This window comes from Nocardia sp. NPDC056100 (assembly GCF_042266325.1).
Lineage (GTDB): Bacteria > Actinomycetota > Actinomycetes > Mycobacteriales > Mycobacteriaceae > Nocardia.
This window is the reverse complement of record NZ_JBHJVY010000003.1, coordinates 234,392-250,148: the sequence shown is the minus strand read 5'-3', so window position 1 is coordinate 250,148 and position 15,757 is coordinate 234,392. Positions and strand designations below refer to the sequence as shown.

At 67.8% G+C, this 15,757-nt stretch carries 11 protein-coding genes; 6 read left to right on the top strand and 5 right to left on the bottom strand.

What is annotated here, in order from left to right:
• Positions 1-3: 3 nt before the first annotated feature.
• Positions 4-1,521, bottom strand: a complete 1,518-nt coding sequence (locus tag ACFC0O_RS23295; protein ID WP_364637910.1) for an adenylate/guanylate cyclase domain-containing protein — start codon at positions 1,519-1,521, stop codon at positions 4-6.
• 211 nt (positions 1,522-1,732) lie between these two features.
• On the opposite strand from ACFC0O_RS23295, the gene ACFC0O_RS23290 reads away from it, so the two are divergent.
• The 6 genes from ACFC0O_RS23290 to ACFC0O_RS23265 all read left to right on the top strand — a co-directional run bounded on the left by ACFC0O_RS23290 (position 1,733) and on the right by ACFC0O_RS23265 (position 8,937).
• Positions 1,733-2,995, top strand: coding sequence for an AI-2E family transporter (locus tag ACFC0O_RS23290; protein ID WP_375963761.1), 1,263 nt, complete (start codon positions 1,733-1,735; stop codon positions 2,993-2,995).
• Positions 2,979-4,157, top strand: coding sequence for a MacS family sensor histidine kinase (gene macS / locus ACFC0O_RS23285; protein ID WP_364636438.1), 1,179 nt, complete (start codon positions 2,979-2,981; stop codon positions 4,155-4,157). The genes ACFC0O_RS23290 and macS overlap by 17 nt, the downstream gene beginning before the upstream one ends.
• 55 nt (positions 4,158-4,212) lie before the next feature.
• Positions 4,213-4,851 (top strand): response regulator, encoded by a 639-nt coding sequence (locus tag ACFC0O_RS23280; RefSeq protein ID WP_375963758.1) that lies wholly within the window; start codon positions 4,213-4,215, stop codon positions 4,849-4,851.
• A gap of 102 nt (positions 4,852-4,953) precedes the next feature.
• Complete coding sequence (locus ACFC0O_RS23275) at positions 4,954-5,616, top strand: DUF1707 domain-containing protein (RefSeq protein ID WP_375963756.1); 663 nt, start codon at positions 4,954-4,956, stop codon at positions 5,614-5,616.
• Between the two features lie 55 nt (positions 5,617-5,671).
• Entirely contained in the window at positions 5,672-6,490 is an 819-nt protein-coding gene (locus tag ACFC0O_RS23270; protein ID WP_375961131.1) for an alpha/beta fold hydrolase, read from the top strand.
• Between the two features lie 137 nt (positions 6,491-6,627).
• Positions 6,628-8,937, top strand: a complete 2,310-nt coding sequence (locus ACFC0O_RS23265) for a DUF2339 domain-containing protein (RefSeq protein WP_375961129.1) — start codon at positions 6,628-6,630, stop codon at positions 8,935-8,937.
• Positions 8,938-9,111: 174 nt separating this feature from the next.
• On the opposite strand, the gene ACFC0O_RS23260 is transcribed toward ACFC0O_RS23265, so the two are convergent.
• From ACFC0O_RS23260 to ACFC0O_RS23245, 4 genes are read right to left on the bottom strand one after another with little or no spacing between them, the layout of a single operon-like run.
• Positions 9,112-12,564 carry an MMPL family transporter gene (locus tag ACFC0O_RS23260; RefSeq protein ID WP_375961127.1) on the bottom strand — a complete coding sequence of 1,151 codons (3,453 nt, stop codon included), beginning with the start codon at positions 12,562-12,564 and terminating at the stop codon, positions 9,112-9,114.
• A complete protein-coding gene (locus tag ACFC0O_RS23255; protein WP_364636430.1) occupies positions 12,564-13,310 on the bottom strand; it encodes an NYN domain-containing protein in 747 nt (248 codons plus the stop codon). The genes ACFC0O_RS23260 and ACFC0O_RS23255 overlap by 1 nt, the downstream gene beginning before the upstream one ends.
• Complete coding sequence (gene trmB / locus ACFC0O_RS23250; RefSeq protein WP_375961124.1) at positions 13,307-14,134, bottom strand: tRNA (guanosine(46)-N7)-methyltransferase TrmB; 828 nt, start codon at positions 14,132-14,134, stop codon at positions 13,307-13,309. Before trmB ends, ACFC0O_RS23255 begins: the two co-directional genes overlap by 4 nt.
• Positions 14,135-14,193: 59 nt before the next feature.
• Positions 14,194-15,642 carry a lipase family protein gene (locus ACFC0O_RS23245; protein ID WP_375961121.1) on the bottom strand — a complete coding sequence of 483 codons (1,449 nt, stop codon included), beginning with the start codon at positions 15,640-15,642 and terminating at the stop codon, positions 14,194-14,196.
• Between the last annotated feature and the right edge of the window lie 115 nt (positions 15,643-15,757).

Genomic DNA, 15,757 nt, shown 5'->3' with positions numbered 1-15,757 from the left:
ACCTCACCCTAACGAACGGGCGGTCTCCTCGTCTGCATCCGACTGGTCGCTAGTTTGTTTCGGCCAGGCCAGCCGGGTTTTGCGGCGGCGTCCACGCAGCTGGACTTCCTCACCCGTTTCCCAATGCCGCTGTTCCTCGGTATCGGCGAAATAGAGAGCGCTACTGGAGGTGAGCACGCGTTCCGGGCGATCCTTGGCGAGTTCGGTGAGCCGGGACGCCTCGTTCACCGGGTCACCGATCACGGTGTACTCGAAACGATTTGCGCCACCGATATTCCCGGCCACCGCCAAACCCGCCGAAACACCCATACCGATATCCAGTCCGGGCACCTCGCGCAGGGCTTCGCGCAGCTCACGGGCGGCGGCCAGGGCCGCGGTCGGCGCGTCCGGGCGGTCCAGCGGTGCGCCGAAGATGGCCAGCGCGGCATCACCCATGAATTTATTGATCAGCCCGTGGTGCCGGTCGATCACATCGACCACGATGCGGAAGAACTCGTTGAGCAGACTGACCACTTCGGTCGGCGGGCGTTCCGCGGCGGTCGCGGTGGAACCGACCATATCCACGAACAACACCGCGACGAATCGGGTTTCACCACCGAGTTCGGTGCCGTACTCCAGCGCGCGCCGGGCCACATCCTCACCGACGTGGCGGCCGAACAATTCCTGTAGTTCGCGGCGTTTGGCCGCCTCACCCATCATTCGGTTGAAGCCAACCTGCAGCAGTCCGATTTCCGAACCGTCGAAAACTTCCACCTGCACATCGCGCGCGCCTTCCTGCACGCGATCGATAGCCTGGCTGAGCTGGCGAATCGGATCGGAAATACTCGCCGCGGTAAGCATGGAAAGCGCCAGCGCCTGCATGATCACCACACCGCACAACAGCAGAATCGAAATCGCCAGCGACTGCGCGGAAAACTGTACGCGCGAAGAAATCTGGGTGACGCACAACAGCACAATGGCGATCACGGGGGCGAACGTGCCCATTCCCCATGTCATCGCCATTCGGGTGCCGACGCCCGCGGTCAGCGTGTGATCGAACGCGCCGACGGTCAGCGCCTCGGCCGCCACCGGCCGCAGAATTCGCTCGCCGAGCATGTACGTGAAGCCGAAAACAATGGTGGCGGCCATACATTCGGTGACGATCACCGCCGCCGCCAGCTCCGGCGTGCGCACGATGATCACCGACGCCAGCACCGCGCCGCCGACCAGCCACAGCACCAGGTGCACGATGGCCTGCCGCAGCGGCGCGTGCAGGGCCGCCATCTGCTCCTGCCGGGACGGCGGTCCGCCGCGCACCTGCCATCGCATCACCGGCCGCAGCATGAACGCCGAGGCGCTCAGGCTGAGCAGACCGCCGACAATGAATACGAGCGCGGGCAATAACAGCCCGGTCTGCCGTGTCGCACTCGAGCCACCTTCGGGAACGGGCAAACCGTACTGAATGAACGCCCAGACGAGCACGGCACCGAACGCGTTGGCCGCGAGCATCGATGCGAGGTACAGCGGCCAGCGGGTTCGCATGGTCTGTTTGACCGCTTCCAGGGGCGCTGACACGAGACCAATCTAGCGGTTCCGCATCTCCGCGACTTTGGCGCACAGTTCGGGCGGCGTTAACTCTTGGGAACACCGAGCCGAGCCGTTTCGAATGGCCGGGGCGTCGCCGAACGCGGGGCACGGGTTTATGGGCGGCCAAGTCGGTCGGTCACCCAGTAGGCTCGCGATCGTGAGCGATGTGCGGGCAGAGGCCAGCCAATCCGGCAAACCGGGCAAGGTTCGGCGGCCTGCCGCGGACGCGGTGCACCCGCTGGTACGCGAGGCGGCGGAATGGTCCTGGCGACTACTGCTCATTCTCGCGGCCGTCTACGCACTGGCCTGGCTGGCGCATCGGTTATCCACCGTGACCATTCCACTGTCCATCGCACTGCTCGGGGCCGCACTGCTGTCACCGCTGGTGGATTGGATGCAGCGCCTCGGGGTGCCGCGCTCGCTGGGCGTATTCGTGGCGCTGGTCGGATCGCTCGGATTGCTCGCCGGGATCATGACTTTCGTGGTGGAACAGTTCGTCACCGGTGTGCCGCAACTGTCCGACGAGTTCAAATCCAGCGTGCACGAGATCCAGGACTGGCTGATCAACGGTCCGCTGCACATGTCCAACGAGCAGATTCGCAATGCGGGCGACACCATCGTCAAAACCATCGAATCCAATCAGGACTCACTCACCAACGGGGCGCTGACCACCGCGACCGTCATCGGCGAATTCTTCACCGGGACCTTCCTGACGCTGTTCATCCTCATCTTCTTCGTCTACGGCGGCGATCAGATCTGGGAGTTCATCACCCGGATCATCCCCACCCGCAACCGCGAACGCGTGCGCACGGCCGGACGACTCGGCTTCGGCAGCCTCACCGGATTCGTGCGCGCCACCGTGCTGGTGGCGGCGGTGGACGCCATCGGCATCGGCTCCGGACTGGCCATTCTGAGTGTGCCGCTGGCACTTCCGCTGGCCTCGCTGGTCTTCATCGGCGCGTTCATTCCGATCATCGGCTCGTTCATCGCGGGCTCGGTGGCGGTGTTCATCGCGCTCATGACCAAGGGCGCGGTCACCGCACTCATCGTGCTCGGCATCACCGTCGCGGTCATGCAGCTGGAAGGGCATGTGCTGCAACCGCTGCTGATGGGGCGCGCGGTGCGCATCCATCCGCTGGCCGTGGTGCTGGCCATCGCGGCGGGCGTGGTGCTCGCCGGTATCGCGGGCGGTCTGCTCGCGGTGCCGTTCGTGGCGGCGCTCAATACCGCGATTCGCTCGCTGCTGGCGGATTCACCGGAGGAGCTCTACCAGGAGCTGCACACCGGTGATCCGCATCAACCCATGTTCGCCGCCGAACCGGACATACCCGATCCCGGGCGCTACCAATTGGCCCCTCCCACGGTGAAATCCGATGTGAAGTCCGCCGATACCGCCGAACCCCCGGCCACCGGTGACTCCGCGGACTGAACCCGATCCCGGCGACGCCGCCACCGCCCCGCTGTGGCGGGCGGCGCAGGCGTTCCGGCTCATCACCCTGCTGTACGCCATCGGACAGCAGTTCGCCTCGGTCTCGCACTACACCAATCAGCGATTGAGCTGGGTGTTCATCGCGCTCATGGCGGTGTGGACCGGGGTGTCGGCGATTCTGCTGTCACAGTGGCGAATTCACAATGTGCGTCAGGTGCGCACCACCGTCGTGATCGGCGATCACGTGGTCGTCATCGCGCTCATCTTCGCGACCCGGCTGGTCGCGGATTTCGACTGGTACTACGGGCATCAGACGCTGCCGACCACACTGTGGGCGGCCAATGCCGTGATGTCCGCGGCCATTCTGTGGGGGCCGTTCGGCGGCATCTGCTCCGGATTCCTCATCGCGGCAGCGATTCTCAGTGCGCGCGCCCGCTGGGATCTGGACATCTGGCGCGATGCCACAGCGCCGGTTCTGGTTTCGGTGGGACTCGCGATCGGCCTGGCCGCCAACACCGCGCACCGCGCCCAACAGCAATTGCAGCGCGCGGTGCGGCTCACCGCCGCCGCGCAGGAACGCGAACGGCTCGCCCGCGAAGTGCACGACGGCGTCCTCCAGGTGCTCAGCTACATCAAACGGCGCGGCACCGAAATCGGCGGGCCGACAGCCGAATTGGCGCAGCGCGCGGGTGAACAGGAAGTCGCGCTGCGGGTGCTGCTCTCCGAACAGGGCGGGCGCGCGGACACCGGTGGCGTGGAACAGGATCTGCGGCCGCTGCTCACCGCGCAGGCCACCACCTCGGTGCTGGTCTCCACCCCCGGCGAGCCGGTCCCCATCGGGCGCTTCGAGGCCAGGGAGATCTCCGCCGCCGTCGCCGCCGCACTCGCCAATGTCGCCCAGCACGCCGGACCCGGCGCGAAAGCCTATGTGCTGCTGGAGGATACCGGCGACGAACTCATCGTCAGCGTGCGCGACGACGGACCCGGCATCAGCCCCGGACGGCTGCTGGAAGCCGAAGGCCAAGGCCGCATGGGCGTTTCACGCTCCATAATCGGGCGCATCGCCGCCCTCGACGGCACCGCGCACCTACTCTTCGAAGCCGACGGCGAGGAAGGGTCCGGGGCCGAATGGGAATTCCGGGTCCCCCGGCGGCATCGGTAACAGGAATCGGGAGGCGAGCGTGTCCGAAAGCACCGCGGGCGAACGAATTTCGATCATGGTGGTGGACGACCACCCGATCTGGCGCGAGGGCGTGGCCCGCGACCTCGCCGAAGCCGGATTCGAGGTGCTCGCCACCGCGGACGGCGTCGCCACCGCCGCGCGCCGCGCCGCCGCCGTCCAACCCGATGTCGTGCTCATGGATATGCAGCTGCCCGACGGCAATGGCGCGGACGCCACCGCCGAGGTGCTGCGCGTCTCCCCGCGCACCCGCGTACTGGTGCTCTCGGCCTCCGCCGAACGCGAGGACGTGCTCGACGCCATCAAGGCCGGAGCCATCGGCTACCTGGTGAAAAGCGCCTCCGCCACCGAACTCGTGGACGCCGTGCGCGCCACCGCCGCCGGTCAGGCCGTCTTCACCCCCGGCCTCGCGGGCCTGGTGCTCGGTGAATACCGGCGCATCGCCAACACCCCGCCGGACCGGGACGAACCGCACCGGCCCGCGCTCACCGACCGCGAGACCGAAGTGCTGCGCATGGTCGCGAAAGGGCTGTCCGCCAAGCAGATCGCCACCCGCCTGAGCCTGAGCCATCGCACCGTGGAGAACCATGTGCAGTCCACCCTGCGCAAACTGCAACTCGGCAATCGGGTCGAACTCACCCGCTATGCCATCGAACAGGGCCTGGACGGCGAATAGGGTGCGGATTCAGGGATTGCCCTGATGCGCGACGGCCGATCGGCTCGTAGCCTCGAAAACATGGGAGGTCCTGAAGTGGTTCCCGGTGTCGAGGCCGCCGTGGTGGGCGAACGCGACCTGCGGGTATCGGATGTAGAACGCGAACACGTCGGACGACTGCTGCAGCGCGCGGTCGGCCTGGGCATGCTGTCGCTGGGGGAATTCACCGAGCGCATGGATACCGCGCTCGCCGCCAAGACCCGCGGTGAACTCAACGCGGTGCTGGTCGATCTGCCGGGCATCCGGCTCGCCGGGCAGCCCGCGCCGAAGACGCCGCAGTTCGTCTACGCGCCGCGGCCGCAATTCGGCTACAACCGGCCGCAGTACGGGCCGCGGCTGCCGCATCCGGTCGCACCGGGCAATGTCATCCGGGCCAAGCTGTCCGGGGTCAAGCGCAATGGCAGTTGGCATGTGCCGCAGACCCTGCTGGTCGAATCGTTCATGGGCAGCGTGCGACTGGACTTCACCCAGGCGATCATGTCCACCCAGGTGGTGGAGATCCGGGTGGACGACTACCTGAGCTCACTGGAACTCGTCGTGCCCGCCGACGCCACCGTGGACCTGAACGGCCTCGATCTGATCGGCGGCAGCGCCGAGAACAAGGTGCGCACCGGACCGCCCATGGGGCCGCTGCATCTGGTCGTGCACGGCAAGGTGCGATTCGGCTCGGTCAATGCCAAGCATCCCTTCGGTACCCAGTGGAAGAAGTTCCTCAACGGGGCGTGATTCCGTCCCGAATCGGTTTCGGCGACACCCCGTCCCGGCAGGTATCGTCACGCCCATGGCAGGCGGCTCAGCGGACTCGACCCCGGAACCATTTCTTCGGACCGGCCGCGGCGCACCGCTGCTGCTCCTGCACGGCGTGCTGCTGACCTGGCAATCCTGGCTCCCGGTGATCGACGATCTGCGCGCCGACCACGACATCCTGGCCCCCACCTTCCCCGGCCACCACGGCGGCCCCGCCGCGCACCACCCCGCCACCGTCGCCGCCCTGGCCGATTGGGCCGAGGCGCTGCTCGACGAAACAGGTTGGCCCACAGCGCATATCGTCGGCAACTCGCTCGGCGGCTGGATCGCCCTGGAACTCGCCGCCCGCGGGCGCGCCCGCACCGTCACCGCCATCTCCCCGGCGGGTCTGTGGGACAAGCCCTCGTCATCCGCGGCCCTGGTCCGCAAATTCCGCGGTATGAGCCCCCTGATCGGCTTCGGCTCGGACACCCCACCGGCGCTGCCCACCATGATCCGCAGCCTGCTGCTTCCCCTGCTCGCGCACAATCCCGCGACGGTTCCCGCGCACCTCGCCCGCGCCATGGCCGCCGCCCCCGCGCACTGCACCATCCTCGATGACCTGGCCGAAGATCCTGCCCTCCCAATAGGTTTCACCACCCTGTCCTCGATTCAGGTCCCCGCGACCCTGCTCCTGCCCGAATTCGATCGGGTCCTCCCGCCCCACCTCTACGCACCCCTGACCCCCACCCCCACCCTCGAGATCCACCCCCTCCCCGGCCTGGGCCACGTCCCCATGCTCGAGGACCCCGCCCGCATCACCACCGAGATCCGCGCCACCATCACCCGGGACGCACAGGCTCAATCCGCCTGACCCTGGGCGGCGCGCACACCGCGACCGGGAATGCGCACGGGCCGTGCCGCCACTCAGGAGTAATCGAGTAGGACCCGGGCCGTGCCCGAGTGTTTCTACTCATCCCGCCGAAGGCGCAGGTGGCGAGCATTATCGGCATGAACACCGCCATCGATCCCCGTTTGATCGCACGGTTGTCGACCGAGTTCACCTCCCTCAGCGAACACATGGGAATCCTCGGCCGCGACCTGGACGTCCTGCGCAGCCAATTGGTCGTCGCCCCGCGTCCCGCACAACCCGTCGTTCCACCGACCCCACCCGCTGCCGCACCGGCAGCGGGCGTTCCCATGCCCGCACCCGGCACGGTTCCGGGCGGACCCGTGCGCGGTGGGGATGAGCTATCCGGTGCCGCCACATCGCCCCCGGGTCAGGTGGCGGAGCCGGTTTCGGCCCGTGGTGCGGACATTGCCGCTGATACAGGAGCACCCGTTCCACCGCCCGCGGGGCTGATGCCGCCGACTGCCGGAGGACAGGCCGCAGCTGGGGAGCAGGGGCCGGGAAGCACCGCGAGCTGGGGTTCGCCGGGCGGTGGGGCCGTGCCTTCGGGGCCGGGAACCATTCCGGGTTACGGACAGCCGGGTCCTGGTGCCGGGCAGCCCGGCTTCGGAGTCGCCCAACCCGGGCACGGGGTGGCACAGCCCGGATACGGGGGCGGTCAGCCCGGATATGGGGTCGGCCAGCCCGGCTATGCCGCTGGTCAGCCGGGATATGGGGCGGGGCGTGCGGGGTGGATGGGGAGTCAGCCGCAGGGTGGGTATCGGGCGATGCCGCCGCTCGCGCAGCAGCAGCGGAGGGGAGTGCCGGTGCGGGAGCGGCGAGCGCCGTGGTGGCAGCGGGAAGGGGTGGTCAGCCGGGTGCTGGCGGTGGCCGGGGTGGGCGTCACGCTGATCGGCGTGGTGATGCTGCTGGTGCTGGCGGCGCAGGCCGGGTTCTTCGGGCCGGTGCCGAGAGTTGTTGTGGGGGCGGCATTCTCGGGCGCGCTGGTGGCTATCGGGATGCGCGTGCACGGGAAGGCCGGAGGGCAGGTGGGCGGTGTCGCGCTGGCGGCGACGGGTATCGCAGGGGGATATCTGTCCGTCGTCGCGATGACGACCCTCTACGGATGGGTGAATCCCGTTGTGGGATACGGGATCGCGCTGGGGATCGCCGCGGGTGGGGTGGCATTGGCCATGCGGTGGGGGTCGCAGGGGCTGGCGGTCATGGTGATGATCGGGGCGGCGCTGCTGTCGCCGGTGATCACCACCGAGCTCGCGCTGCTGGCGTTCCTGATCGTGTTGCAGATCGCCGCCGCGCCGGTGCAATTGGTGCGGGACTGGCCGTATCTGCATGTGGTGCGGACGATTCCGGCCGTGCTGGCGACGCTGGTCGCGATTGCCGCGGCGGGACTGGGGGAGGCCGCACGCGGGGAGCGGTACCAGGTGCTGGCGGCGGCCATTGTCATTGCGGCGGTGGGGCTGGTCAGCGCGCTGGCGGTGGTGCGGCAGCGCGCCGGGGACATCGCGGCGAGCCTGACCTGCGCGGTGGCGACCATGCCGCTGCTGGCCGCGCCGGCCATGTTCGAGCGGCGCACCGCCGTGGCGATCTCGGCGGGATTCGCGATCGTGCTGCTGGGGCTCGCCGCATCGCGGTGGATGCCGAAACTGGCTGAGCGGGTGCGGATTCCGGGACACCTGACGATCGTCACGGCGGTCGCCGGAGCGTTCGCGGTACTGGAGACCTGCGCCGGCGTGACGAACGCGCAGACGCTGCCGATCGGCTTGTTCCTGGTGGCACTGGGCTTCCTGGGCGCGGGCGGACAGCAGCGGTCGCGGATGGCCTCGGGCATCGGTGCGGCCTTCGGGGTGATCGGCATGATCGCGCTGCTGGATCAGGCCGGTCCGGCCACCCTGTCCGATCAGTTCTATGCCGAAGAGCGCCTTGGTATTTCGACCGCGCTGTCCGCGCTGTCCGCGCTCGCCGCCTTGGCCGCCGCCTGCTGGTGCGCCCGGCGCTTGGGGCTGGTCACACGGGAAAGCGATGCGACCGCCGTGGCGGTGGTCGGCGGAATCGCGGGCCTGTACGCGGTGACCGCGCTGGCGGTGTCGATCGGCGTCGCCACCGGCCGCGATGACGGTTTCCTCGCGGGCCACGGCATCGCCACCGTGATCTGGATGGCCGCCGCCACCGCGGCACTGCTGTTCGGACTGCGCAGGCTGGGCCGCACCCCGCAGGCGGCTAAGGCCGCGCTCGCCGGGGGCCTGCTGCTCACCGCGGCGGCACTGGCCAAACTGTTCCTGTTCGACCTGGCGACCCTCGACGGCCTGCTCCGCGCGGCCGCCTTCCTGGTGGTCGGCGTCCTCCTGCTGCTGGTCGGCACCCGCTACGCTCGCGCCTTCGCCGAGGCCGCGGATCCCGCCCCGCGCGGCTGACCCGCACCCGCCGGACCGGTGCCGCACGGCTGATGTCGTGCGGCACAACCGGTCCCGCCGATGTGCCGGCCTTTCCGGGCCGTAGTCGGCTGGATGAGTAGGTGGCGCAGATACGAGAAAGCCCGGCCGAGTCGATGACTCGGCCGGGCTCTTTTCGTTCGTACCGCGGCTGATTCAGTCGCGGTTCTGGCGGCGGAGCAGTTCGTTCACGCTCACGGTGCGGCCGTCGCCACCGCGATGCTTGCCCTCGTCGTCGACGTCCTCGGCTTCGGCCTTGCCGGGGCGCTTGCGCGCCGTACGCAGATCGGACATCCACTGCTCGATGCTGCTGCGCCCGGGACCCTGCTGCGGCTGATCCTCGGCCGCGTGATGAGCCGGATGCGGCTGCGTCTCATCGGATTCGGACTCCAGCAGCTCCTCCGCCTCGTGCGGCTGGTACAGCTGCGCCCGGGTGGCCGGATGCGGCGGCAACTTCGACGCCGGAGGCGGCGGCAGCACCCGCTCCGCGCCCACCGGATGCGCTGCGGCGGGCGGCGAATCCTGTTGCGGCGCGGCCGGAGCCGATGCCGGGGGAGCGGCCGGAGCGGAGACCGAGGGAATCGGGCTCTGCCCGGCGCCACGCTGCTGACCTGCGCCCTGCGGGGCCTCACCCTGTCCGGCCCCGCCGTGCGGAGTCGCGCCGGGAGTGGACCATCCGTTCTGCGGAGCGTCGGGCTTCGGCGGTGTACCGGAGGCGGCACGCGCCGAGTCATCGGAACCGGCGGGCGGGGTGCTGCCCGGGGGCATCGCTCCGGAACCGAGGTTTCGAGGCGTCACACCGGTTCCGGCGACCGGACTGAAGTCGGGTGCCGGGAATCCGCCGTGGCTCCCGTTATCCGCCTGTGCGGGAACACCGTTCGACGCTCGCTCGGCGGGGCCGCCGGACTCGGTGCCGCTAGCGGGCTTCGCGGCGCTGAAATCGGTGGTCGGGGGCTCCTGCAACGGTGCGCGGAAGCCCGCGCCCGATTCGCCGGACCCCACACCGCGATTGCCTACCGCCGGACCGGGATTGCTAGCCACCGGACCACTATTGCCGGATGCCGCACCGGTATTGGCGGCCGGGCCGCGATCGGCAGGACTGGTCGGCGGGGTGCCGCCGAGGTTGGTCAGTGACCCGCCGGAATCCGTGCCGGGGGTGGGCGGGTTGCCCGGGATCGGGGCGGATTGCGGTGCGGGGAAGGACTTCTCGGCGTTCGGCGGCGCGCTCGCGGCCCCCGGCTTCGGGGTGACGTCCACGACCGGCTTGTTGAGCATCGATTTGCCGATGCGCTGGGTGGGCGCCTCACTGTCGATGTCGATCTTGCGTGCGGGCCGCGGCTTGCGCAGCCGCAGCGCGGCGGAATCGGTCAGCGCCGGAATCTGCATGGTGACCGGATCGGTGATGGGCGTGGTCTTGACCAGGTCGACCACTTCACCGCCGCCGGGCCGCTCATCATCGAGGATGGGCTCGCCCAGTCCGATCTTCTGCTGAATCTTCTTCATCCAGGCCGGAGCCCACCAGCAGTCGTCACCGAGCAGCTTCATGGTGGCGGGCACCAGCAGCATGCGGAGCACGGTCGCGTCGATGAACAGCGCCGCCACCATGCCGTAGGCGATGTACTGCATCATCACCAGATCGGAGAAGGCGAAGGCGCCCGTCACGACGAGCAGGATCAGCGCCGCCGCGGTGATGATGCGACCGGTCTGGGCCGTGCCCGCGCGCACCGCCTCGGTCGTGCTCGCACCTTGGCTGCGCGCTTCGACCATGCGGGACAGCAGGAATACCTCGTAGTCCACCGATAGGCCGTAGATGATCGCGATGATCAGCACCAGCACCGGCGCGGTAATCGGTTGCGGGGTGAAGTTCAGCAGTGACGCACCGTGACCGTCGACGAATATCCAGGTCAGGATGCCCAGTGTCGATCCGAGTCCGAGCGCGCTCATCAGCGCGGCCTTCAACGGCAGCACCAGTGAACCGAAGGTGAGGAACATCAGGATGGTGGTGACCAGCAGGACTATGCCGATCATCCAGGGCATTCGACTCAGCAGCGAATCGAGGCTGTCCATCATGAGTACGGGCTGGCCGGTGACCAATACCTCCACGCCGTCCGGCACCGGCATCGACCGCAGATAGTCGACGGTCGCCTCGGGATGGGTACTGTCCTCGACGGTCGCATCGGAGGACCAGACATTGGACCCCGCGGGCGGTTTGGCCGGAATCCCGAACTGGGCGTTCTTGACCAGACCCGGAGCCTTGTTCGCCAATTGCAGGATCGGCCCGATGTCCTTGGAGTTATCGGTGATGATGACCAACTGGACCGGATCGGATTTTCGCAGCGGGAATGTCTCGTCGAAGTGCTGCTGCGCCAATCGCACCGGATTGGTCGGCGGCAGATATGTTTCCGAGATTCCGCCGAACTGCAGATTCTTCACCGGGATGATGAGCAGTAGCAATCCGATGGTCAGCGGTACCGCGACCTTGAGCGGATGCTTCATCACCCACGCGGTGAGTTTGCCCCAGAATCCGGCCTCGACCTCTTCGGCCGTCTTGGTTTTGCGAATCCACTTCAGGCTCAAGCTGTCCACGCGCGGACCGAGAATGCTCAGTAGTGCGGGCAGCACGGTGAGCGAGGTGATCATGGCCAGCAGTACCGCGGCGATGGTTCCGTAGGCGACCGATTTCAGGAAGCCCTGCGGGAACAGCAGCATGCCCGCGCTGGCCGCGATGATCATGGTCGCCGAGGATGTCACCGTGCGTCCCGCGGTCATGACCGAACGCCGCACAGCCGACCTGGTGTCATAGCCCTCCGCCAATTCCTCGCGGAATCGACTCACTATGAACAGGCCGTAATCGATGGCCAGACCCAAGCCGATCATCGACACCACGGCCGAGACGAACGAGTTCACCTCGGTGTATTTGGTCAGCGCCATGATCATGCCGTTGGCGGCGATGATGGTCAGGCCACCGATGATCAATGGCAGTGCGGCCGCGACGATTCCACCGAAGATGAAGAACAGCAGCACCGCGACGGCGGGCAGCGCCAGCATCTCCATGCGCTTCACATCGCTGGCGATGGTGTTGTTCAAGGTGTAGGCGATCGGTTGCAGACCGCCGACCTCGACCGTCACGCCCGGAATCTCGAACGCGTTCTGCACCGCGCCGTATGCCTGCAGCATCTCGGTGTCGTTGTTGCCGTTGAGGGCCACGGTCGCGAACGCGTGTTTGCGATCGGTGCTCACCGTCTGCGCGACCTGGTTTCCGGTATCGGTTTTCCAGGGTGCGACATTGACCTTGCTGATCTGCGGGTACTTCTTCGGCAGCATGTTGAGGCTGTCGATGATCTTCTGATTCCACGCCGGATCGTCGACGGTCTTGCCCTCGGGCGCGGTGTACAGCAGCACCACATCGCTGGTGTGGTCGCGGCTGTACGCCGAGTCCCGCAGCTGCGAGGCCCTTGTCGACTCCGACGTGGGATCGAACCATCCGCTGGAGCTCAGGTGACTCTCGACCCCGAGCCCGAAAGCACCGAGGGAGAGCAGGGCAGCCACCATTACACCTAGAACGGTGAAGCGCAGCTTGTAGACCAGGTCGCCCCAGCGGGTGAACACTAAGCGACTCCTTGAGCGGGGCGGGAGGTGAGCAATGCCGACAGCGGCCGGAACGGCTGCAGCCAGGCTCCCTCGTCGGGCAGCGAATCGAGACTCACCCTGGGCAGCGGTTCACGGAACACGCCCGGGATGTCCTCGAGATCGATGAACTCGAGAATATCCGACGTGACCGCCCAACTCGCGTGCTCGCGAAATCCCAATACCTGGACGGGTACGCCGGCGGCGGCGATTTCCTCGAGCGGTGCGCGAAACGCCTGACCATCGGCGGAGGCGACCATGATTCCGGCCAGGCCCGCGCCGCGGCGGCGTAGCTCGATATGGCCGAGCATATCGCTGTCGACGTCGGAATCCTCGTCGATTTTGGGCTTCGCGAAAACCGCGTAACCGACATTGCGCAGCGCTTCCACCCACGGCCGCACCACATCCGCGGTACCGGGGGCGATATTGGTGAAAACGGTGGCTTCGGGTTCCACGCGCTGGCGGCTGCCGACCGACAGTTCCGCGGTGCGCGCGAGCAGCCAGCGGCCGAGCGCGTCGAAACGCGGACGGTATGCGGCGGTGGGCCGTCCGCCGAGAATGGCGCCGAGTCCCATATCCAGGTTCGGTGCGTCCCAGACGAGCAGTACCCGACGGAAGTCGGTACTGCTGCCGGAAAGGCCCGTGGTGCCCGTTAGTTCGGACGAAGCAGTGCCGTGCATTATTTCGGCAACATCCGCGACCTCCGGGGCCATCTCACTGACGCTCATGACTCGATCTTCCCCCAGATGAACTCCGTGATGGCGCTACCCGCGCGGAGTCCTTTTCCTTCGAACTTGGTAATCGGACGTTCGAAACCGATTGGTGCGGTTTCAAGATACCGCGAAGAGTCCCCACCCGTGGCCTCATTCATGCCGATGAGCAGGGATTCTCCCTTGCCTACTTCGGCAATGTGTTCCGCGTAATCGGCGTGATCGGTCGCGACGTGCAACACGCCGCCCGGCATCAGCCGACTCGCGATAAGTGTCAGCGTCGCGGGCTGCAACAGCCGGCGCTTATGGTGGCGCGCCTTCGGCCACGGGTCCGGAAAGAACACGCGAACACCTGTCAGCGATTCCGGAGCAATCATGTTTTCCAGTACGTCCACGGCATCACCGCGCAAAAGCCGGATGTTCTCGATGTTCTCGCGTTCCACCCGCTGCACCAACTGCGCCAGACCCGGCTTGTAGACCTCGATGCCGATCAGATTGAACTCCGGCTCGGCCTGCGCCATGGCCGCGGTGGCCGTGCCGGTGCCGCAACCGATCTCGATGATCAGCGGGGCGGAGCGGCCGAACCAGGCATCGGCGTCCAGCGGCTTATCGGAGACGTCCGCGCCGATGCGCGGCCACATCCGCGTCCAGGACTCCTGCTGCGGCGGGGTCAGCGCGCCGCGCCGCGAACGGAAACTGGTGACCCGGGGGTACAGGCGATTGCCGCCCACCGCGCGGGGCACGCCCTCGACCGGGTGATCGGCGTCACCATTGAGATCGGCGGACCGCGGTCCGGGGACTGGCTCGGCAGTGGGGTTCGCGGCGTCGTTCACGGCGTCCATTGTCCAGTATTGAGTAATCAGCGCAGCGATCGACCACGCGTTCGGGCGTGCGCCATCACTCAGGCCGCCAGCTCCGGCGCCTCGGCGGTGACCTGCTCCGACTCCGCTGTCAGGGGCAGTCCGAGCGTGACACGCATTGCGGTAGTTGCCATTTCCACCAGGCCGCGCCAATGCTCCGGACGCAGCGCCACCGACCAGATGGTCTTGGTTGTGGGTTCTGTGAGAGTTTTTCCCGCGATCCGATCGGCCAGCCAATCCAGGCTCAATGGAGTCGCCAGCGGCAGCAGTGAGAAATGCTCACTCAGGCGATCACGGATGTACCAGACCGCCGCGCCCGCCTCCCGATAGCGCTCGACCTGACCGTCGATACCCGCGACATCGATGACCTGATCATGCACGGGCTGCACCACCAGCACCGGGCAGGCCGGAGCCGTACCGCCGAGCCGGATGTCGTCGAACATGTCCTCCAGCTCCGGCAGCACCTCGTCGAGTGGGCGCAGCAGGTAATTCTCCAACCGGCTGCCGACCAGCCAGGGCAGGGCGGCGATCGGGCCCAGACTCCGCACCCGATCGAGCAGCCGACGGCCCTGTTCGGTGAGATCCCTGTCGATCACCTCGGCCATGGCCGGATACACGCGCGCCAGGGCGGCGATCACGATCGCCGGGAACCCGGCGAACAGGCCACCGTTGAGCCGCAGGAACACCTCGCGCGGATCGCCGACCGGGGCGCCCAGCGCCGCGCCCACGATATTCAGCTCCGGCGCGTATCCGGGCGCCATCTCGATGGTCCACGAACTCGCCATGCCACCACCGGAATACCCCCACACCGCGATCTTGGTGTCCGGGCGCAACCCCAGCGGAGCGAACCGCAGCGCCGCGCGTATCCCGTCGAGCGTGCGGTAGCCCGGCTCCCGTGCCGCCCCGAAATTCCCGTGCGGGCCCTCATGATCGGCGATCGTCACCGCCCAGCCGCGGCGCAGCGCGTTCGCCACCAGAAACCACTCCAACTGCGTGATCGACCCGGGGGACAGCGCACCCCGGCGCAACGCGTACGAGGGCGCGCACCGATCGGTCACCGCGTCGATGGCGGCTCCGAAGGCGAGCAGCGGTCGTTCCGCGTCCGGGTTCGCGCCCTTGGGCAGCAGCACCGTGGTGACCGCGACTTCCGGATCGCCGTGCAGATCGCTGCTGCGATACAGCAGCTGCCACGCCGTGACCTGCTGCGGAATCACTCCGAGCAGCGCCAATTCCACAGGGCGACTGCGCAGTACGGTTCCCGGATCCTGCGCGGCGAACCCGCTCGGCGCGCGGAAGAATGGATCCGAGCTCGGCGGCAGCGGGCGGCCCGCGGCCGGTGTGCGCCATTCCACGCCCGAACCCCGCTGCGCTACAGCCGAATCGACGGTGTCCGCGCCGGGGCGGTGTGCGGTCGCGATCGGGAGCGCGGGCGAATCGAGCTGTCCCGCAGGGTAATCGGCCGGGGCCGTGACATCAGCGGTGACAGTCATGACGAGTCTCCCTGTGTGAGTTCGGCCGCCGGATACTCCCCGGGGGGAACCGCCGTCGCCGTTATCGGCCTGGGTAGCCGACCGGATCGAAACCCTAGGTGAGATCGCGGTGTCT